Raw genomic sequence first — 18526 nt, forward strand, 5'->3', positions numbered from 1 at the left:
GGCGCAGCCACGCCATCGTTTAGTCATGACTTATGATTTGTTTATCGGAGACCGCCTGTTTTCCAGCTGGTCCATGCGCGGGTGGCTGATGCTCGAGAAGTTCGGCCTGCCCTATCGGTCCCACATGATCGGGCTGTATTCCGGCACCATGACCGAAGATATGAAACCCCTTGCCCCTGCCCGCCTCGTACCGGCGTTGCGGCTGCCTGACGGTACGGTCGTCGGTGAAAGCCTGGCGATGGCGGAAACTTTGGCCGAGTTGCATCCAGATGCTGGCATGTGGCCCTCAGATCCTGCGGCAAGGGCGACGGCAAGGTGGCTTTGCAGCGAAATGGTGGCCGGATTCACCGCATTGCGCGGCCAGTGCCCAATGCAGTTGAAGCACTGCTGGCAGGGGTTCGAACCATCACCGGAAACCCGGGCTGATTTGCAGCGGATTGAGACACTTTGGGCCCATGCGCGTGACATGTCCGGATCGGCATCAGGCCCCCTTTTCGGCACCTATTCGTTGGCGGACGTGTTTTATACACCAGTCGCGGCACGGATTATTGGCTACGGATTGCCGGTCTCTGACGCCAATCGCGAATACTGTCTTGAACTGCTGTCGGATACCCCGGTCCGCCAGTGGCGCGCGATGGGGCTGACGGTCCGCTACGACCCTTTCCCATACGCAGAAGACCTGCCGTCAGCCCGATGGCCAGTCGGCGGAATCTCAACGGCAAAGCCCGTTGAAGGCACGGAATCAATCAACGATACCTGCCCTTATTCCGGGAAGCCGGTCACAACCGTCCTTGAGTTGGATGGCCAACGCTGGGGGTTCTGCAACCGATTCTGCCGCGACAAAACCGTCGCAGACCCGGGTGCCTGGTCAAAATTCATGGACATGGTGGACGCTGTTAACGATTCTTAAACCGCAACTGTGGCAGCAACGACCTGTTAACCAAAAAGGTCGTTCATGGTCGCCCGCGCCCACACTGTTGCATTCCAAGGGGTCGATGCCCGCCCGGTCGAGGTGCAATGCGCCGTCTCGCCGGGCCTGCCTGCCTTTTCCATCGTTGGCCTGCCCGACAAAGCTGTGTCCGAGGCGCGGGATCGCGTGCGCAGCGCGCTGAGTTCGATGGCGATCGCCTTGCCGTCAAAACGGATCACGATCAACTTGTCTCCGGCGGATTTACCCAAGGAAGGCAGCCATTTCGACCTGCCTATCGCCGTTGCGTTACTGTCAGCGTTAGAGATCATCCCTGCTGACGCCGCCGAAGGCTCGGTATCGCTGGGCGAGTTGTCTTTGGATGGCTCATTGGTGCCAGTGGTTGGCGCCCTGCCCGCCGCAATGACCGCTGCAGCCGAGGATAGGGCTTTGCTCTGCCCACGCGCCTCCAGCGCCGAGGCGGCATGGGTCGATGCGACACAAGTGATCGGGGCCAGCTCATTAGGTGACGTCGTGCGGCATTTCTCAGGACAGTCTCCGCTGCCCGCCGCGCAACCCGGTGAAGTCAAACTTGAGCCCAGCTCGCGTGATCTGCGCGACGTAAAGGGGCAGGAGCGCGCCAAGCGTGCTTTGGAAATCGCCGCGGCCGGGCGGCACCACCTGATCATGATCGGCACGCCTGGTTCGGGCAAATCCATGCTGGCTGCCCGCCTGCCTGGAATTCTACCGCCTCTGACACCGGCCGAGGCGCTGGAAACCTCAATGATCCAATCTCTTTGCGGTCTATTGGACGAGGGTGGCATCAGCCGCAGCCGCCCATTTCGCGAACCGCACCACACCGCATCCATGGCCGCTATTGTCGGCGGTGGCCGGGGGGCGAAGCCGGGCGAGATTTCATTGGCCCATAACGGCGTTCTGTTCATGGACGAATTCCCCGAATTTCCCCGCACGGTTCTCGAAACCCTGCGCCAACCCATCGAAACCGGAGAAGTCATGGTCGCGCGTGCGAACGCGCATGTGAAGTACCCCTGCCGGTTCATGCTAGTGGCAGCCGCCAACCCCTGCAAATGCGGCTACCTGACCGACCCCGGACGCGCCTGCTCCCGCGCGCCTGTATGCGGAGAGGACTATCTGGGGCGTATATCCGGACCTCTGATGGACAGGTTTGATCTGCGGATCGAGGTGCCGCCGGTTGGATTTACCGATCTGGATTTACCGCCATCCGGTGACAGTTCGGCCACGGTGGCTGCACGCGTTGAACAAGCCCGCATAATTCAGGCCGAGCGGTTCCGCGAAACCCCTTCGACACGCCAAAACGCCGATGTCGAAGGCAAACAGCTGGAAGAAATCGCCGCTCCGGATGCCGAAGGCAAGGAACTGTTGCTGAGGGCCGCCAAACGCTTTGGCCTGTCGGCGCGGGCCTTTCACCGCATCTTGCGGGTCGCCCGTACGATCGCCGACTTGGACGGGGCACCGGATGTCCGGCGCCCTCATGTGGCCGAGGCGCTCAGCTTTCGCATCAGCGCCAAAGCTGCATCTTAGATTTTGGCTTCAATCGCCTGCCAGATTTTTTCGGCAATGTTCACACCGTTGAACCGTTCCAACTCCTGAATACCGGTTGGTGAGGTCACGTTGATCTCGGTCAGGTAATCCCCGATCACGTCAATTCCGACAAAAACCTGACCTTTTTCTTTCAGCAACGGTCCAATCGCAGCGCAGATTTCCAGATCGCGCTCGGACAGGTCAATTTTTTCCGGACGACCACCGACATGCATGTTCGAACGGGTCTCACCGGCGGCTGGCACGCGGTTGATCGCGCCTACGGCCTCACCGTCGACGAGAATGATACGTTTGTCGCCATTGCTGACATCCGGCAGAAATTTCTGAACGATCAGAGGCTCGCGCGAGAACCCGGTGAACAACTCATGCAACGAGGTCAGGTTGCGGTCATTAGCATCCAACCGGAAAACTCCGGCACCGCCATTGCCATAGAGCGGCTTGAGAATGACGTCGCCGTGCTTTTCCTTGAACACTTTGATGGTCTGCAGGTCGCGCGCAATTGTTGTCGGCGGGGTCAGGTCCGGGAAATCCAGAACCAGCAGCTTTTCAGGGTAGTTGCGTACCCAGAACGGGTCATTGACCACCAGAACCTGCCCCTTAAGGCGGTCCAACAGGTGGGTCGACGTGATATAGTGCATATCGAACGGAGGGTCCTGGCGCAGCCAGATCACATCAAACTCAGAAAGGTCCACTTCGCGCTCGGATCCAAGTTCGGCTGGATTACCTGCCACGCGCTGGACCTTCATGTCCTGACCACGCGCAGTGATCCGCCCTTCCTGATAGGCTAACTGATCCGGGCTGTAGAAAAACAGCGTGTGCCCACGCGCCTGTGCCTCTTCGGCCAGCCGGAATGAACTGTCGGCATTGATATCCACGGCCCCGATCGGGTCCATCTGAAAGGCGATTTTCATGGCGTGTCCCTCAGTTTCACGCCAGATACATGGCCCAGCAGGGCTGGGGGATCAATGGGGATCAGCCCAGATCGAACGCGTTTTCGATGATTTGAACGGTACCTGAGGCATCGACTAAAGCTGCGTCAAATCGCACATTCGTTAGTTGGCCGTTTGGTTCCGTCTTCAGGAACTGGGCGGCAGAGGCGCAAATCCTGTCCATTTGCCGCCGGTTGATCCGCCTTGCCGCCGCTTCAAAACTGCTGCTTTTCTTTACCTCGACGAAAACGACGCCCTCTGCATCGCGCGCAATCAGGTCGATCTCTCCGCCCGCCCCGCGCCAGCGTTGGTGAGCTATGGAAAAGCCTCGTCGTTCGTACTCTGCCGCGACCTGTTGCTCGGCCGCCTGCCCGGCATGATAAGAAACCGAGCTTCGAACGGATCGCGCGGTCATGTCATCCCTTTCCCAGCTTCAGAGCCTTCTGATAGATCGGACGACGCGGCAGCTTGAACATCTCTGACACCAGATCGGCCGCATCCCGAACCGAGTGGGTCTCCAAGGCTCGTTTCAAAGCCTCTTCTATGTCGGATTCGTTAACAGTTTCCGAATGCCCCCGGTCCACCAGCAGGACGATCTCGCCCTTGACGGTCTTCCCCTGCAACTCTGCGGCCAATTCCTCCAATGACCCTCGCCGGACCTCTTCGAACTTCTTGGTAAGCTCGCGGCACATCGCAGCCTGGCGGTTTTCACCCAGCACATCGGCCAGATCGGACAAACACGCCGCCACGCGCTTGGGCGACTCGTAAAAGACCAGAGTGCCCGGCACATCCCGCAACGCTTCGATCCGGGACCGGCGTGCGCCGGATGCGTTGGGCAGGAACCCGGCAAAAAAGAACGCATCCGTGGGCAACCCCGCCAGCGTCAGCGCCATCAGCGCCGCGGAAGGCCCCGGCGCACAAGTCACCATATAGCCCGCCTCGGCTGCTTGCCGTCCCAGATCATAACCCGGATCGGCGATCAGCGGCATTCCGGCCTCGGACGCATAAGCGACGGACTTCCCCTCGCTTAGCGCGTCCAGAATTTTCCCTCGCGCGCCCGCGCCACTGTGGTCGTGATAGGCCAAGATTCGGCGTCCATCCAAGGGCACGCCATGTATCTCCATCAACCGACGCAGGCTGCGCGTGTCTTCTGCAGCGATCACATCTGCTGACGCCAGCACGTCCAGCGCTCTGAGCGTGATATCGCGCGCCGTTCCAATCGGAGTGGCAATAAAATACAGGCCAGCGCCCAATCTTACTTTTTGGAAATTCAAAGCTGGACCCTCACAGCGTGACGTTTATTATCGCAACCTAACAGATTGGCGGCATCCCAAGTCGCCGGGACAGGGAGTTTTCATTTAGATGTTTACCGTTTGCAAGCCCGTTCGCAAGCTGGCGAAATCCGCCGCTATCTTGGCAACCGCCGCATTGCTGGCCGCGTGTGAGCCCGGTGGCCTGGGTGGAGGACCATCGATCAACACGTCCAAACCCGTTCCGGTCGCCCTGTTGGTGCCTGCGGGATCGGGAAATTCCGGTGATGCAGCATTGGCGCGGAGCCTTGAAAACGCGGCCCGCCTAGCCATGGCTGACTTGCAAAACGTACAGATCGACCTTCGCGTTTACGACACGAGGGGCAGCTCGAATACCGCTGCGACGGTTGCACAGCAGGCGGTTGCGGACGGTGCGAAGATTATTCTTGGACCGGTCTATGCACAGGCGGCAAACTCTGCCGGTCTGTCCGTCCTCAACAACAACGTCAACGTTCTGTCCTTCTCGAATAATACCAGCATCGCGGGCGGCAACGTCTTCGTTTTGGGTCCGACTTTCCAGAACACGGCCAACCGCCTGGTCAATTTCGCCGGATCACAGGGCAAGTCCGGTATGGTCATCGTCCACAGTAATGATGCCGCCGGTCAGCTTGGCCAGTCGGCGATTGCAAACGCACTTAGCAGCAGCCGCGTGAACAATGCAGGGACGGTCGGCTATGACCGTTCGCAGCAGGGCGTTATCAATTCCGTCCCGACAATCAAGGCGACCGTGGATTCCTCCGGCGCGGACTCGCTATTTTTGACGGCCACGACAGCAGGCGCGCTGCCGCTGTACACCCAATTGCTGCCCGAGGCGGGTGTTTCACCGGCAACAACCCAGTTCATCGGCCTGACACGTTGGGACATCCCGGCGCAAACGTTGGAGCTGCCCGGTGTACAGGGCGGCTGGTTCGCCCTGCCCGACCCGGCCAAAGCGCAAGCCTATCGTCAGCGGTACAACAACACCTATGGCGAGGCACCACATCCGATCAGCGGGCTGGCCTATGACGGCATCGCAGCAATTGCGGCTTTGGTCAGCCAGGGCAAATCCGATGCGCTGACCGCTTCAGCCCTGACACAGAACGCCGGGTTCCAGGGCGTCGGCGGTATTTTCCGCCTGCGGTCCGACGGCACGAACGAACGCGGTCTGGCCGTTGCCACGATCCAGAACAAACAGGTAGTAGTGATTGACTCCGCCCCTCAAAGCTTCTCCGGCGCCGGTTTCTGATCAGCCGGTGCTGATGCTCACCCCCAAGGGTGAGCTGATCTGCCCGGCCGATGAAATTTTCGATAGTAACGCCATCATGGCGCAGCTGTCGGAAGCCTTTAAAGACACACAGGACAATGGCGCACGGCGGAATGAGACCGTGCGCATTCTTCGTGACGCCCAAAAGGCTGGGCGCAAGGCTATTGCGGACGCGTTTGCCAAGCGCCCCTTTGACGCAAGGCCCCTGACCCGGTCGTACACCTATCTGACCGATGGGCTTGTTTGCACCGCCATGCAGGTGGCCAGCCTGCACCTGCATCCCCTGGCCACACCGACGCAGGGCGAAAGGATCGCTGTTCTGGCCGTCGGCGGGTATGGGCGCGGTGAGATGGCTCCGGCCTCAGACGTGGATCTGCTGTTTCTGACGCCTTATAAGATTACCGCCTGGGCCGAGAGCGTCATCGAATCCATGCTCTACATCCTTTGGGACTTGCGTCTGAAGGTGGGCCATTCGTCCCGAACCATCAAGGATTGCCTGCGTTTGGGTGCCGATGATTTCACCATCCGCACCGCCATGCTTGAGCAACGATACCTAGCCGGAGACGCCGCGCTTGCCGAAGAGCTGGATAACCGCCTGAAGACCGACCTGTTCAAAGGCAGCGAACGCCAGTTCATTGAGGCCAAGCTGCAGGAGCGCGACGAGCGCCACCACAAACAGGGCGAGCGCTATATGGTCGAGCCCAATGTAAAAGAGGGCAAAGGCGGGTTGCGCGATCTGCAGTCGCTCTATTGGATCGCAAAGTACATCTACGGCGTACAGGATGTGGCCGAACTGGTTCCGCTGGGCCTGTTTACCTCTGACGAATTCAATACTTTCTTGCAGGCCGAGGAGTTTCTGTGGGCCGTCCGATCACACCTTCATCTGGTGACCGGACGTGCGACAGAACAACTGACCTTTGACCTGCAGGTCGAGGTTGCCGACCGGATGGGCTATGAGGATCGGGCCGGACGCCGCGCGGTTGAAGTGTTCATGCAGCGCTATTTCCGCGAAGCCACAAAGGTTGGAGAGCTGACCCGAATATTCCTGACCAAGCTTGAAGCGGCTCATGTAAAGGGTGAAGCCCTGCTGGAACGAATCTTCCGGCGCCGGCCACGCGTTAAAGCGGGATACAGGGTCGTACACGGCCGCCTGGATGTGGCCGACCCGAAGAAGTTCCTTGCCGACAAACTGAACCTTTTGCGCCTATTCGATGAAGGGCTGCGTACCGGGATGCTGATCCATCCGGATGCAATGCGGCTGGTAACCGCCAACCTGAACCTGATCGACGAAGACATGCGCCACGACAAAGAGGCGCAGCGCATCTTTCTGGATCTGATGCTGAAGCACGGCAACCCGGAACGTGCCCTGCGTCGTATGAACGAACTGGGTGTATTGTCGGCGTTTCTACCCGAATTCGAACACATCGTGGCGATGATGCAGTTCAACATGTATCACAGCTATACGGTGGACGAACACACGATCCAGACCATCGTCAACCTGGCCCAGATTGAACGCGGCGAATTGGTCGAGTCACTGCCGTTGGCCTCATCAATCCTGAAGCGCGGAGTCAATCGCAAGGTTCTCTACGTCGCCCTGCTGCTGCACGATATCGCCAAGGGGCGGCCTGAAGATCATTCCATTCTGGGAGCGCAGATCGCGCGGAAAGTGGCGCCGCGTCTGGGTTTGAACAAATCCGATTCTGAAACTGTCGAGTGGCTGGTGCGGTATCACCTGTTGATGTCGGACATGGCACAGAAGCGTGATATCTCGGACCCGCGGACCGTGCGTGACTTTGCAAAAGCGGTGAAAACGGTCAAACGGCTGGATCTGCTGACGGTTCTGACGGTGTGTGACATTCGCGGTGTCGGCCCGAACACGTGGAACAACTGGAAAGCCACTTTGCTGCGGGCCTTGCACGCCGAAACCAAGCGGGCGCTGGAAACCGGTATGGAGGACCTCAACCGGGCCAACCGTGGCGCGGAAGCCAAAAAGGCGCTTCGCTCGGCATTGTCCGAATGGACCAAGGTCGATCTGAAGGCCGAGACAGGACGGCACTATGCACCCTACTGGCAGGGTCTGAACCTCTCGACACATATTGAGTTCGCGGAAATGCTGCGGGCGCTGGAACACAGCGGCGACCCCGGTGCGATGGAAATCCGTCTGCACCCGGACGAGGACCGTGACGCGACGCGCGCCTGCTTTGCGATGGCAGACCACCCTGGAATTTTCGCGCGCATCGCTGGCGCGCTCGCCTTGGTGGGCGCCAACGTGGTGGATGCCCGCAGCTATACCACCAAGGATGGCTATGTGACAGACGCATTCTGGATTCAGGATGCCGAAGGCCACCCGTTCGAAGCCAGCCGTCTGCCGCGCCTGACCCAGATGATCCACAAAACGCTCAAGGGTGAGGTCGTGGCGCGCGATGCCCTTAAATCGCGCGACAAGATCAAGAAGCGGGAACGCGCTTTCAACGTGCCGACGCATATCATCTTCGACAATGACGGATCAGAGATCTACACCATCATCGAGGTTGACACACGCGATCGTCCGGGCCTGTTGTATGACCTGACCAGAACGCTGGCGGCGGCCAATGTCTATATCGCCAACGCCGTAATCGCGACCTATGGCGAGCAGGTTGTCGATACCTTCTACGTCAAGGACATGTTCGGCCTGAAATACCACTCCGAAAGCAAGCAACGCGGTCTTGAGGCCAAGCTGCGCAAAGCCATCACCGAAGGGGCGGAGCGCGCGATCTCATGAAACAGATCCAGTTGTTTTCAGGCCTGTTTACGGTCGGATTCTGGACGCTCGCCAGCCGGATTTTGGGCTTTCTGCGAGAGATCCTACTGACCGCCTTTATTGGGCCCGGGCCAGTAATGGACGCCTTTGTCGCCGCGTTCCGCCTGCCCAACATGTTCCGCCGCTTCTTTGCCGAAGGCGCGTTCAACGCCGCGTTCGTGCCGATGTTTTCCAAACGTCTGGAAGGTGAGGAAAACGCGCAGGGATTCGCGCAGGACGCCTTTAACCTGCTGGCGGCAGCCGTAATGGCGTTGGTCGGGCTGGCGATGATCTTCATGCCGGGGCTGGTCTGGCTGACCGCAGAAGGGTTTTATGGCGACGAGCGGTTCGATATGGCCGTGGACTACGGGTATGTGGTTTTTCCCTACATCCTGTTCATGTCGCTGGCGGCCCTGTTTTCCGGCGTTCTGAACGCGACGGGCCGATTTGCCGCCGCCGCTGCCGCACCCGTGTTGCTGAACATCTTTGCCTGCACCGCCCTGATCGCAGGTGCACTATCCGGTGGCGAGGTGATCCGGTGGCTGATCGCCGTCATCCCACTGGCCGGAATCGCGCAGCTGGCGCTGGTTTGGGTCGCGACGGAACGTGCGGGCATCCGCATCCGACCGGGCATGCCGAAACTGAGCCCCGAAATGCGCCGCATGGTTCGCATCGCCGTGCCGGCAGCGTTGGCGATGGGTGTTACGCAAGTCAATTTGGTCGTTGGCCAATTGGTCGCCTCAAAGACAGAAAAAGCCGTTAGCTGGCTGTTCGCTGCTGACCGTCTGTACCAGCTGCCTTTGGGCGTTGTCGGCATCGCGGTGGGGATCGTCCTGCTGCCTGATCTGTCGCGCCGCCTCAGGGCCGATGATAAGGATGGTGCTCGCAATGCATACTCCCGCGCCGGGGAGTTCACACTGTTGCTGACCCTGCCGTCGACTGTGGCCTTCCTTATTATTCCCGTACCCTTGGTTTCTGTCCTGTTCGAACGCGGCCAATTCAGCGCCGAGGATACGACGGCCACGGCTCTGGCGGTGGCGGTCTACGGTATTGGCCTGCCTGCTTTCATGCTGCAAAAGCTGCTACAACCTCTGTTCTTTGCGCGCGAAGACACACGGTCGCCCTTTCGCTATGCCGTGGTTGCTATGGTCGTGAATGCCGGGCTGGCCTTTGGTTTGTATCCGCTGGTGGGATGGATCGCCCCGGCAATTGCGGCTTCGGCGGCGGGCTGGGCCATGGTCGCCCTATTGGCGATCGGAGCACGACGTTTCGGCGAAGAGGCGCGATTTGACGATCGGTTCAAGCGACGCGCATGGCGTATCGTTGCGGCTTCGTTGGGTATGGGTGCCGTACTCTATGCGGCCATTTATCTTTTTGGCTGGACCTTCCAGCTCCCCGGATGGCGCTATGTTGCGCTGTTTACCCTGATCGTCGTCGCCGCTGCATCCTATTTCATGCTGGGTCATCTCTTCAAAGCGTTCGAGGTGTCTGACTTTAGGAAGGCCTTGCGACGGTCCTGATCAGTCGCGGCGGATACGTCTGACGATCCGTGCCCATCCACCGGGCGCCAGGAAGAATGACAAGCCAAAACCGGTGGCAAAACCGCCGAGGTCTGCGACCCAGTCGGAGGTGCCGCCGAACAACAGCCCGAACAACAGCTGTATCCCCATCAGAACCGCAATCAGGCTGAAAGCGCGAGACTGATTTTCACCCACAAGCGACAGCTTGCGCCACAACAGCCATGTAAACGCGCCGATCAGGCCATAAACCGGGGGAAACCCTCCGACCAGCGGATAGTTCGGGTTCAGCAGAAGCGCGTAGACCAACGCTCCGCCGACGCCGGACAAAACGAAAATGATCAGCATCTGAAAGCCGCCAAACACTTCGGCCACCATTTTCCCCATGGCCAGAACAAAGACGCTGACGAACACTGCCTGGGTAAAGCTGCCCGAGACAAACGGGTAGGTCACGAAGCGGATCACATGCTCAAATGGCCAGCGCCCGTTCTCGATCATCCAGTGGAAAATGTCCGGGGAAAAAGAATAGTTCTGCAACGCGTCCAACCTCCACCCGACTGCCGTCGGCCCGCCGATCAGCCCGCGTGTGCCCAGCGTAAACGCCAATTCGATCCCCATGATGAACAACACCAACGCCACCACCACGGGCGGCAGAGGGTTCACGGCTGGTGTATAATGCTCACTGCTCATTGGGGTGGCCTTTCGCGGCTGTTGACGTCCCTTGACCTCATGGGTAAGCGACGGGGGCTTATTTTTCCAGACGGGAGTTCCCTTCGATGACCGAAACTCAATTCACGCCGCGCGTGTTTTCCGGCATCCAGCCTTCGGGAAACCTGCACCTTGGCAACTACCTGGGTGCGCTGAAGCGTTTTGTGGATATGCAGGGCGAAGACTACGAGACCATTTATTGCATGGTCGACCTGCACGCGATAACCGTCTGGCAAGACCCGTCGCGCTTGCGTGAAAAGACCCGCGAGGTTTGCGCGGGTTTCATCGCCGCCGGTCTGGACCCTGAAAAGTCCATCCTCTTCAACCAAAGCCAGGTGGCCGAACACACGCAGCTGGCGTGGATTTTCAACTGCGTCGCCCGCATGGGCTGGATGCAGCGGATGACGCAGTTCAAGGACAAGGCGGGCAAAAACGCGCAAAACGCCTCGCTGGGTCTGTTTGCTTATCCGGCGCTGATGGCCGCAGACATCCTGACCTACCACGCGACGCATGTGCCGGTGGGCGAGGATCAGAAACAGCATCTGGAACTGACCCGCGACATCGCGATCAAGTTCAACCATGACTACGGCGTGGATTTCTTCCCGGTGACCGAACCCGTCATCGGCGGCCCTGCGCCGCGCGTGATGAACCTGCGCGATGGTACGCGGAAAATGTCGTCCTCGGATCCGTCCGACATGACCCGGATCAACATGACCGACGATGCCGACGCAATCGCCAAGAAGATCCGCAAGGCAAAAACCGACCCCGACGCCCTGCCGTCCGAAGTTGACGGCCTGTCCGAACGCCCCGAGGCACGTAATCTGGTCAATATCTACGCCGCGCTCAGCGATCAGACGGCGGAGCAGGTACTGGCCGAGGTCGGCGGTAAGCAGTTCGGTGAGTTCAAACCGATGCTGGCCGAACTGGCCGTTGCCAAACTGTCCCCGATCTCGACCGAGATGGCCCGTTTGATGGGTGAACAGGCCGAGATTGACCGGATTCTTGCCCAAGGCGCGGAAAAAGCGCGCGCGATTGCCGCTCCGATCTTGCAACAGACCTACGAAATCGTGGGCATGGTTGGCGCGAAACACGGCTGATTGCGCTGGACCTTCCTGTGACGCCTTCCTAGGTTGCCCCAAGGGCAAAGGAGGGCGTCATGGCAGTTGGCAAAAATATCCGCACCTATTTCGATGGTCAGTGGCACAACGGGGACGCCCCCATCATGCGGGCGGCGGATCACGGCGCTTGGCTGGGATCCTCGGTTTTTGACGGGGCGCGATTCTTCGACGGGCTGACCCCTGATCTGGAGGCCCATTGCGAACGGGTTAACCGCTCGGCCGAAGCGCTCATGCTGACGCCGACAGTCACAACCGAGCAGATGGTTGAGATCGTCCGCGAAGGACTGGAAAGCTATCCCAAAGGCTCGGCAGTTTATATCCGGCCCATGTATTGGGGAATCGACGGCGATGCCACAGCCATTGTTCCTCAGCAGGACAGCACGGGCTTTGCTATCTGTCTGGAAGAAATTCCGATGGCCCCTGAAACGGCATCAGTCACACTGACTACCACCCGATTCCGCCGACCGGTTCTGGAATCAGCCGTCGTGAACGCCAAAGCCGGATGCCTTTACCCCAACAACGCGCGCATGCTGCAGGAGGCCCGTTCGAAAGGGTTCTCGAATGCTCTGGTTGCGGACGCTCTGGGCCACGTCGCGGAAACCGCCACCGCAAACATCTTCATGGTCCGCGACGGAGAGGTTTTCACACCTACTCCGAACGGCACATTCTTGGCGGGAATCACCCGCGCCCGCCATATCAAAAACCTGAGGGCCGACGGCGTGACGGTACACGAAGCCGTCCTCAGCTTTGAAGAATTTCACGAGGCAGACGAGGTGTTTATGACCGGCAACATGAACAAGATTACCCCGGTCACTGCCCTTGAGGACACACAATATCAGGTCGGACCGATTGCCCGTCGCGCACGTGAGCTGTATTGGGATTGGGCTGCAAGCAGGCAGTAGGCACGCACCGTGTTGCCAGCCCGCATCTGGTCGGGCATGATCCCCCTAAATACACGAGGACACCCATGCGTAAGTTTCTAGTCATTCTGGATGACAGTCGTGAATGCCTGAACGCGATGCGTTTCGCGGCAATGCGTGCAGCCCATACTGGTGGTGGAGTGACGATCCTGTCGGTCATCCCCCCGGATGAGTTCAATCACTGGATCGGTGTCGCCGAAGTGATGCGAGAAGAAGCGCGCGAGCGTATCCACGCCCATTACGAAGTTTTCGCCAAATGGATGCGCGACAAACAGAACGTTGATCCGGAACTGTCTATTCGTGAGGGTGAGCCCGTTCCGCAGATCATCGAACATGTTCAGTCCGACCCGGATATCGGCGTTCTTGTTCTGGGTGCGGGCATCGACAAAAAAGGCCCTGGCCCTCTTGTGACGCAACTGACCAAAAACTCGGGCAGCTTGCCGATTCCGATCACAATTGTGCCCGGGGATCTAAGCAAGGAAAAGCTGGAAGCCATCACCTGAGGCTTGGTCATGCAGCGCAGCATCCAGTTCTGGTTCGAATTCGCGTCGACTTACTCTTATCTCAGCGCTATGCGTATTGAGGAGGCTGCGGCAAGGCGGAACGTTGCGGTGGAATGGCATCCCTTTCTTTTGGGCCCCATTTTCGCGGCGCAGGGGTGGGACAACTCTCCGTTCAACATCTACCCTGCCAAAGGTCGCTATATGTGGAGGGACATGGAGCGCCTGACGGCCCAGCGCGGCCTGGTGTTTCGCCGACCCGAACAATTCCCGCAAAACGGCCTGAAAGCTGCTCGGCTGACGCTGGCCATTGAAGAACAGGAGCAAAAAGGCCGTTTTGTTCGCGCGGTCTACTCAGCCGAGTTCGCGAATGGTCAGGATGTTTCGGACGATTCAGTCCTGCGTGAATGTCTAAGCACCGCCGGTTTGCCAGAAAGCCTGATGGGCAAAACCAAAGACCCCGAGATCAAGTCCGCCTTGATTGAACAGACCAAAACCGCTCAGGCCAAAGACCTGTTCGGAGCACCCAGTTTTCTAGTCGGAGATGAGCTGTTTTGGGGAGACGATCGGTTGGACGATGCCCTCGAACTGGCTGCTGGAATTTAGAACCGTTCCAAATCTTGACTTATCAGGCCCGGACCCGCATATCAGGTACAACTGAAACGGAGCCGTGACATGTTCATCCAGACCGAATCCACGCCGAACCCCGCGACACTGAAATTCCTGCCCGGCCAGCCGGTGCTGGAAGCTGGTACTGCGGATTTCCCATCGGCTGAGGCCGGTGAGAAATCGCCGCTGGCCAAACGGATTTTTGCCGTCAACGGGGTAACTGGTGTTTTCCTCGGCAATGACTTCGTAACCGTCACCAAATCGGACGACGTACAGTGGGATCACATCAAACCCGCAATCCTTGGCGCCGTGATGGAGCATTACCAGTCCGGCCAACCGGTTATCGGCGCGGACGCAAACGCCGCGTCGGGTCATGCCGAACACACAGGCGAAGATGCAGAGGTTGTCAACCAGATCAAGGACTTGCTGGACAGCCGCGTCCGGCCGGCCGTTGCGCAGGATGGCGGTGACATCACATTCCACGGTTTTGACCGGGGCATCGTTTACCTGCACATGCAGGGGGCCTGCGCAGGCTGCCCCTCTTCGACCCTGACGCTCAAGATGGGCATCGAAAACCTGCTGCGTCACTACATCCCAGAGGTGACCGAGGTTCGCCCCGTTGCCGTCTGACCCGATCATTCTGGCGATTGACACATCGGCCGCGCATTGCGCGGCCGCTTTGCTGCGCGGCGACCAGATTCTCTCGTCCCGCGTCGAATCCATGTCGCGCGGTCAGGCCGAGCGTCTGATGCCTTTGTTGGAAGAGGTGCTGACCGAAGCAGGATGTACTTGGCGTGACTTGTCTGCAGTCGGTGTTGGCATCGGCCCCGGCAACTTTACGGGCATCCGGATCTCTGTTTCCGCAGCACGCGGGCTGGCTCTGGGCCTGGGAATTCCAGCTGTGGGCGTGTCCGGATTCGATGCTCTGGCCTTGGATACTGCGGATGCGTTGCCTGCAATCCGTGCTCCGCGCGAGCAGGTTTACGTCACGTTTCCCATCCAAGGCCCGGCCTTGATGCCACAGGCCGAGGCAGAATCACTCGGAACCCTGATCCTGAACGATGACCCGGATGCGCAGGTTCGAGCCATCGCCCGGATCGCCGCGCAGAGGTGGCAAACCTCGCCCGAGCGGCCTGCGCCGCTCTATGTCCGTCCGGCCGACGCCGCGCCGTCCAAAGACACCCCCCCTGTTTTGCTCGACGGATGACACCTCAGAACCTTGCCGAAACCCACGCAGCGGCGTTCACTCGATCGCGCCCTTGGACTGCGGAAGAGTTCGCCGATCTTCTGAGCAACAGATTCACGCATGTCGTTGGCAACGCTAAATCTTTCGCGCTGTTTCAGGTCATCGCCGATGAGGCGGAGTTGCTGACGATCGCCACACATCCCGATGCTCAGCGGCAGGGATTGGCCAGTAAGCGGATGCAGGAGTGGCATTCGCAAGCGAAGGCCCTTGGTGCGACCCGCTCCTTTCTGGACGTCGCGGCAGACAACCTGCCCGCGATTGCCTTGTACACCCGCTTCGGATACCGGTCCTGTGGATCGCGCAAGGGCTATTATCTTCGCGGAAACAATCAGAAAATTGATGCGATTTTGATGGATTTGCCGCTGGAGTGACCTACCGCCGCGTGTTTTTTTCGACCAGTTGGTCAAAATTCTGTTGACCACGGCGGTTGCAAACGGCCTTAATTCCCGCCATCACAACAGTTATGCTCGCTCACAGTGGGTGAACGGGGCTATCTTGGCCCCGACCGACAATAACAAACGGGAGTATGAAATGACCCTGATGAAATCTTTGATGGGCGCCGCCGCCGCTGTCGCACTGACCGCAGGTGCAGCCTTGGCCGAACCGGCCCTGATCTTTGACCTTGGTGGCAAGTTCGACAAGTCGTTCAACGAAGCCGCGCATAACGGCGCGCAGCGTTGGGCCGATGAAACTGGCGGCACCTACCGTGAGATCGAACTTCAGTCCGAAGCACAGCGCGAGCAGGCCCTGCGCCGCTTTGCCGAGGCTGGCGCCAACCCGATCATCACCATGGGTTTCGCAATGGCCGATCCGCTGTCCGCGGTTGCAGGTGACTATCCGGACACAAAGTTCGTCGCGGTTGACGTGAACTGGCTGGACGCGCCGAACATCCGTCAGGTCAGCTTTGCCGAGCATGAAGGCTCGTATCTGGTTGGCATGATGGCCGCGATGGCGTCCGAGTCGGGCACTGTTGGTTTCATCGGTGGCATGGACATCCCGCTGATCCGTCACTTTGGCTGCGGCTATGCGCAAGGCGCGAAGGCTGTGAACCCGGACGTCAATGTTGTTGCCAACATGACCGGCACCACTCCGGCCGCCTGGAACGACCCGGTAAAAGGTTCGGAACTGACCAAGGCCCAGATCAGCCAGGGCGCTGACGTGATTTATGCAGCCGCTGGCGGCACCGGCGTTGGCGTTTTGCAAACCGCAGCTGACGAAGGCATCCTGTCGATCGGCGTGGACAGCAACCAGAACCACCTGCACCCGGGCAAGGTTCTGACCTCGATGCTTAAGCGTGTGGATGTCGCAGTTTATGACGCGATGAAAGCAGGTGAAGGTCTTGAAACCGGCGTATTCGCCATGGGCCTGGCAGAAGACGGAGTTGGCGTTGCAATCGACGACAACAACCGCGAGCTGGTTGACCCCCAAATGGCGGACGCTGTTGAAGCTGCCCGCCGTGGCATCATCGATGGGGACATCTCTGTCGTCAGCTACTACGAGAACGACAGCTGCCCGGCACTGCAGTTCTGATATCGCGTGGGATGGGGGGCGGCCTCCATCCCACTTCCACTCTGCCGCATGAAGCGCAAATACTGCGCCGGCGGCCCTTCGGCAATTGAGGGCAAGATATGACCGTCCCCGCCATTGAGCTCAAAGGGATTTCCAAAGCCTTTGGGCCGGTTCAGGCCAACAAAGACATTTCCATCAGCGTCGCCCCCGGTACGATCCATGGGATCATCGGAGAAAACGGTGCGGGCAAGTCCACGCTGATGAGCATTCTCTACGGCTTTTACAAAGCCGACAAAGGCGAAATCTGGATCAACGGCACAAAAACCGACATCCCGGACAGTCAGGCGGCAATTGCCGCAGGCATCGGGATGGTGTTCCAGCACTTCAAGCTTGTTGAGAATTTCACCGTTCTGGAAAACATCGTTCTGGGCGCCGAGGATGGCGGGCTTTTGGCCCCGTCTCTGGCCAAAGCCCGCAAGGAACTGAAGGCGCTGGAAGAGGAGTACGAGCTGTTCGTGGACCCCGACAAGCGCATCGATGAAATTGGCGTTGGCATGCAGCAGCGTGTCGAAATCCTCAAGGCGCTGTATCGGCGGGCCGAGATCCTGATTCTGGACGAGCCCACCGGCGTTCTGACACCAGCCGAGGCGGATCAGCTGTTCCGGATTCTTGACCGTTTGCGCAGCGAAGGAAAGACAATCATCCTGATCACGCACAAGCTGCGCGAGATTATGGAATACACCGACACCGTGTCGGTGATGCGCCGCGGTCAGATGACGGCGACCGTCAAGACGGCAGAAACCAACCCGCAGGAACTGGCCGAGCTGATGGTTGGCCGCAAGGTCTTGCTACAGGTGGACAAAGTCCCTGCGCAGCCCGGCAAACCCATTCTGGAAATCGAGAACCTGCGCGTCATCGACGAGGCCGGTGTCGAGCGTGTCAAAGGCATCGATCTTACCGTGCGCGCAGGCGAAATCGTCGGCATCGCGGGTGTGGCCGGTAACGGCCAATCCGAGTTGCTGGAAGTTCTGGGCGGGATGCGTACCGGTCTTGGTTCGATCAAATTGAACGGCGAGCCGCTGGCCCTCAGCGGTCACGGCTCTGACGGTCAGGCCCGGCGTGCTCAGCATATCGCGCACGTGCCGGAAGATCGGCAGCGCGAAGGCCTGATCATGGACTTCCATGCCTGGGAGAACGTGGCCTTTGGCTATCACCGGGACCCAGCTTATAAGCGCGGCATCTTCATGGATAACGCTGCTCTGCGCGCCGACACCGAGCGCAAGATCGAAAAATTCGACGTCCGCCCGCCAGATGGCTGGCTGGCCGCCAAGAACTTTTCCGGCGGCAACCAGCAGAAGATCGTGGTCGCCCGCGAGATCGAGCGTAATCCGGACCTGCTGCTGGTCGGCCAACCGACGCGCGGCGTGGACATCGGTGCGATCGAGTTCATTCACAAACAGATCGTTGCCCTGCGTGACCAAGGCAAGGCAATCTTGCTGGTCTCGGTCGAGTTGGAAGAGATCTTCTCGCTGTCTGACCGGATCGCGGTGATGTTTGACGGACATATCATGGGTGAGCGTCTGCCCCATGAAACAGATGAAAAAGAACTGGGCCTGCTGATGGCCGGTGTTGCGGGAGAGGCCGCGTAAC

At 59.3% G+C, this 18526-nt stretch carries 18 protein-coding genes; 14 read left to right on the forward strand and 4 right to left on the reverse strand.

Annotated features, from left to right (window positions below; translation table 11 throughout):
* Positions 1–25 precede the first annotated feature (25 nt).
* On the forward strand, positions 26–910 hold the full coding sequence (locus ACR0J0_RS11520) for a glutathione S-transferase (RefSeq protein WP_480664060.1): 885 nt from the start codon (positions 26–28) through the stop codon (positions 908–910).
* A gap of 45 nt (positions 911–955) precedes the next feature.
* The gene (locus ACR0J0_RS11525; RefSeq protein WP_480664062.1) at positions 956–2470 is read left to right on the forward strand and encodes a YifB family Mg chelatase-like AAA ATPase; all 1515 of its coding nucleotides are present in this window, start codon (positions 956–958) and stop codon (positions 2468–2470) included.
* Here ACR0J0_RS11525 and gshB read toward each other — a convergent pair.
* The 3 genes from gshB to rsmI form a co-directional block, all read right to left on the reverse strand.
* Positions 2467–3399, reverse strand: a complete 933-nt coding sequence (gene gshB, locus ACR0J0_RS11530; protein ID WP_480664064.1) for a glutathione synthase — start codon at positions 3397–3399, stop codon at positions 2467–2469. The genes ACR0J0_RS11525 and gshB overlap by 4 nt on opposite strands.
* Before the next feature lie 61 nt (positions 3400–3460).
* Positions 3461–3832 carry a YraN family protein gene (locus tag ACR0J0_RS11535; RefSeq protein WP_480664066.1) on the reverse strand — a complete coding sequence of 124 codons (372 nt, stop codon included), beginning with the start codon at positions 3830–3832 and terminating at the stop codon, positions 3461–3463.
* Position 3833: 1 nt separating this feature from the next.
* Entirely contained in the window at positions 3834–4691 is an 858-nt protein-coding gene (gene rsmI / locus ACR0J0_RS11540) for a 16S rRNA (cytidine(1402)-2'-O)-methyltransferase (protein ID WP_480664068.1), read from the reverse strand.
* 88 nt (positions 4692–4779) lie between these two features.
* Here rsmI and ACR0J0_RS11545 point away from each other — a divergent pair, with 88 nt between their 5' ends.
* Genes ACR0J0_RS11545 through murJ form a run of 3 tightly spaced genes read left to right on the forward strand, consistent with a single transcriptional unit; the run spans position 4780 to position 10269 of the window.
* Complete coding sequence (locus ACR0J0_RS11545; RefSeq protein ID WP_480664070.1) at positions 4780–5952, forward strand: penicillin-binding protein activator; 1173 nt, start codon at positions 4780–4782, stop codon at positions 5950–5952.
* Complete coding sequence (locus tag ACR0J0_RS11550) at positions 5912–8731, forward strand: [protein-PII] uridylyltransferase (RefSeq protein ID WP_480664071.1); 2820 nt, start codon at positions 5912–5914, stop codon at positions 8729–8731. The genes ACR0J0_RS11545 and ACR0J0_RS11550 overlap by 41 nt, the downstream gene beginning before the upstream one ends.
* Positions 8728–10269: a murein biosynthesis integral membrane protein MurJ gene (gene murJ / locus ACR0J0_RS11555; protein WP_480664072.1), complete on the forward strand. Its 1542-nt coding sequence runs from the start codon at positions 8728–8730 to the stop codon at positions 10267–10269. Before ACR0J0_RS11550 ends, murJ begins: the two co-directional genes overlap by 4 nt.
* Here murJ and ACR0J0_RS11560 read toward each other — a convergent pair whose 3' ends face one another.
* Positions 10270–10956, reverse strand: a complete 687-nt coding sequence (locus ACR0J0_RS11560) for a rhomboid family intramembrane serine protease (protein WP_480664073.1) — start codon at positions 10954–10956, stop codon at positions 10270–10272. It lies immediately after the preceding gene.
* Positions 10957–11042: 86 nt separating this feature from the next.
* On the opposite strand from ACR0J0_RS11560, the gene trpS reads away from it, so the two are divergent.
* The 9 genes from trpS (at position 11043) to ACR0J0_RS11605 (ending at position 18525) form a co-directional block, all read left to right on the forward strand.
* Positions 11043–12071, forward strand: a complete 1029-nt coding sequence (trpS, locus tag ACR0J0_RS11565) for a tryptophan--tRNA ligase (protein ID WP_480664075.1) — start codon at positions 11043–11045, stop codon at positions 12069–12071.
* Between the two features lie 59 nt (positions 12072–12130).
* Complete coding sequence (locus ACR0J0_RS11570) at positions 12131–12994, forward strand: branched-chain amino acid aminotransferase (RefSeq protein ID WP_480664077.1); 864 nt, start codon at positions 12131–12133, stop codon at positions 12992–12994.
* A 65-nt stretch (positions 12995–13059) separates the two neighbouring features.
* Positions 13060–13515: a universal stress protein gene (locus tag ACR0J0_RS11575; RefSeq protein WP_480664079.1), complete on the forward strand. Its 456-nt coding sequence runs from the start codon at positions 13060–13062 to the stop codon at positions 13513–13515.
* A gap of 9 nt (positions 13516–13524) precedes the next feature.
* Positions 13525–14118, forward strand: coding sequence for a DsbA family protein (locus tag ACR0J0_RS11580; protein WP_480664081.1), 594 nt, complete (start codon positions 13525–13527; stop codon positions 14116–14118).
* A 69-nt stretch (positions 14119–14187) separates the two neighbouring features.
* A complete protein-coding gene (locus tag ACR0J0_RS11585) occupies positions 14188–14751 on the forward strand; it encodes a NifU family protein (protein ID WP_480664083.1) in 564 nt (187 codons plus the stop codon).
* A complete protein-coding gene (tsaB, locus tag ACR0J0_RS11590) occupies positions 14741–15328 on the forward strand; it encodes a tRNA (adenosine(37)-N6)-threonylcarbamoyltransferase complex dimerization subunit type 1 TsaB (RefSeq protein ID WP_480664085.1) in 588 nt (195 codons plus the stop codon). The genes ACR0J0_RS11585 and tsaB overlap by 11 nt, the downstream gene beginning before the upstream one ends.
* Positions 15325–15738 (forward strand): GNAT family N-acetyltransferase, encoded by a 414-nt coding sequence (locus ACR0J0_RS11595; RefSeq protein WP_480664087.1) that lies wholly within the window; start codon positions 15325–15327, stop codon positions 15736–15738. Before tsaB ends, ACR0J0_RS11595 begins: the two co-directional genes overlap by 4 nt.
* Positions 15739–15898: 160 nt before the next feature.
* Positions 15899–16897 (forward strand): BMP family lipoprotein, encoded by a 999-nt coding sequence (locus ACR0J0_RS11600; RefSeq protein WP_480664089.1) that lies wholly within the window; start codon positions 15899–15901, stop codon positions 16895–16897.
* Positions 16898–16995: 98 nt separating this feature from the next.
* Positions 16996–18525, forward strand: a complete 1530-nt coding sequence (locus ACR0J0_RS11605; protein ID WP_480664091.1) for an ABC transporter ATP-binding protein — start codon at positions 16996–16998, stop codon at positions 18523–18525.
* Position 18526: the final 1 nt, after the last annotated feature.

This window comes from Ruegeria sp. BF12, assembly GCF_056538705.1.

Coding starts and splice junctions, on each gene's coding strand:
- ACR0J0_RS11520 (WP_480664060.1), top strand. CDS start 26: ATGACTTATGATTTGTTTATCGGAGACCGCCTGTTTTCCAGCTGGTCC.
- ACR0J0_RS11525 (WP_480664062.1), top strand. CDS start 956: ATGGTCGCCCGCGCCCACACTGTTGCATTCCAAGGGGTCGATGCCCGC.
- gshB (WP_480664064.1), bottom strand. CDS start 3,399: ATGAAAATCGCCTTTCAGATGGACCCGATCGGGGCCGTGGATATCAAT.
- ACR0J0_RS11535 (WP_480664066.1), bottom strand. CDS start 3,832: ATGACCGCGCGATCCGTTCGAAGCTCGGTTTCTTATCATGCCGGGCAG.
- ACR0J0_RS11545 (WP_480664070.1), top strand. CDS start 4,780: ATGTTTACCGTTTGCAAGCCCGTTCGCAAGCTGGCGAAATCCGCCGCT.
- murJ (WP_480664072.1), top strand. CDS start 8,728: ATGAAACAGATCCAGTTGTTTTCAGGCCTGTTTACGGTCGGATTCTGG.
- ACR0J0_RS11560 (WP_480664073.1), bottom strand. CDS start 10,956: ATGAGCAGTGAGCATTATACACCAGCCGTGAACCCTCTGCCGCCCGTG.
- trpS (WP_480664075.1), top strand. CDS start 11,043: ATGACCGAAACTCAATTCACGCCGCGCGTGTTTTCCGGCATCCAGCCT.
- ACR0J0_RS11570 (WP_480664077.1), top strand. CDS start 12,131: ATGGCAGTTGGCAAAAATATCCGCACCTATTTCGATGGTCAGTGGCAC.
- ACR0J0_RS11575 (WP_480664079.1), top strand. CDS start 13,060: ATGCGTAAGTTTCTAGTCATTCTGGATGACAGTCGTGAATGCCTGAAC.
- ACR0J0_RS11580 (WP_480664081.1), top strand. CDS start 13,525: ATGCAGCGCAGCATCCAGTTCTGGTTCGAATTCGCGTCGACTTACTCT.
- ACR0J0_RS11585 (WP_480664083.1), top strand. CDS start 14,188: ATGTTCATCCAGACCGAATCCACGCCGAACCCCGCGACACTGAAATTC.
- ACR0J0_RS11595 (WP_480664087.1), top strand. CDS start 15,325: ATGACACCTCAGAACCTTGCCGAAACCCACGCAGCGGCGTTCACTCGA.
- ACR0J0_RS11600 (WP_480664089.1), top strand. CDS start 15,899: ATGACCCTGATGAAATCTTTGATGGGCGCCGCCGCCGCTGTCGCACTG.
- ACR0J0_RS11605 (WP_480664091.1), top strand. CDS start 16,996: ATGACCGTCCCCGCCATTGAGCTCAAAGGGATTTCCAAAGCCTTTGGG.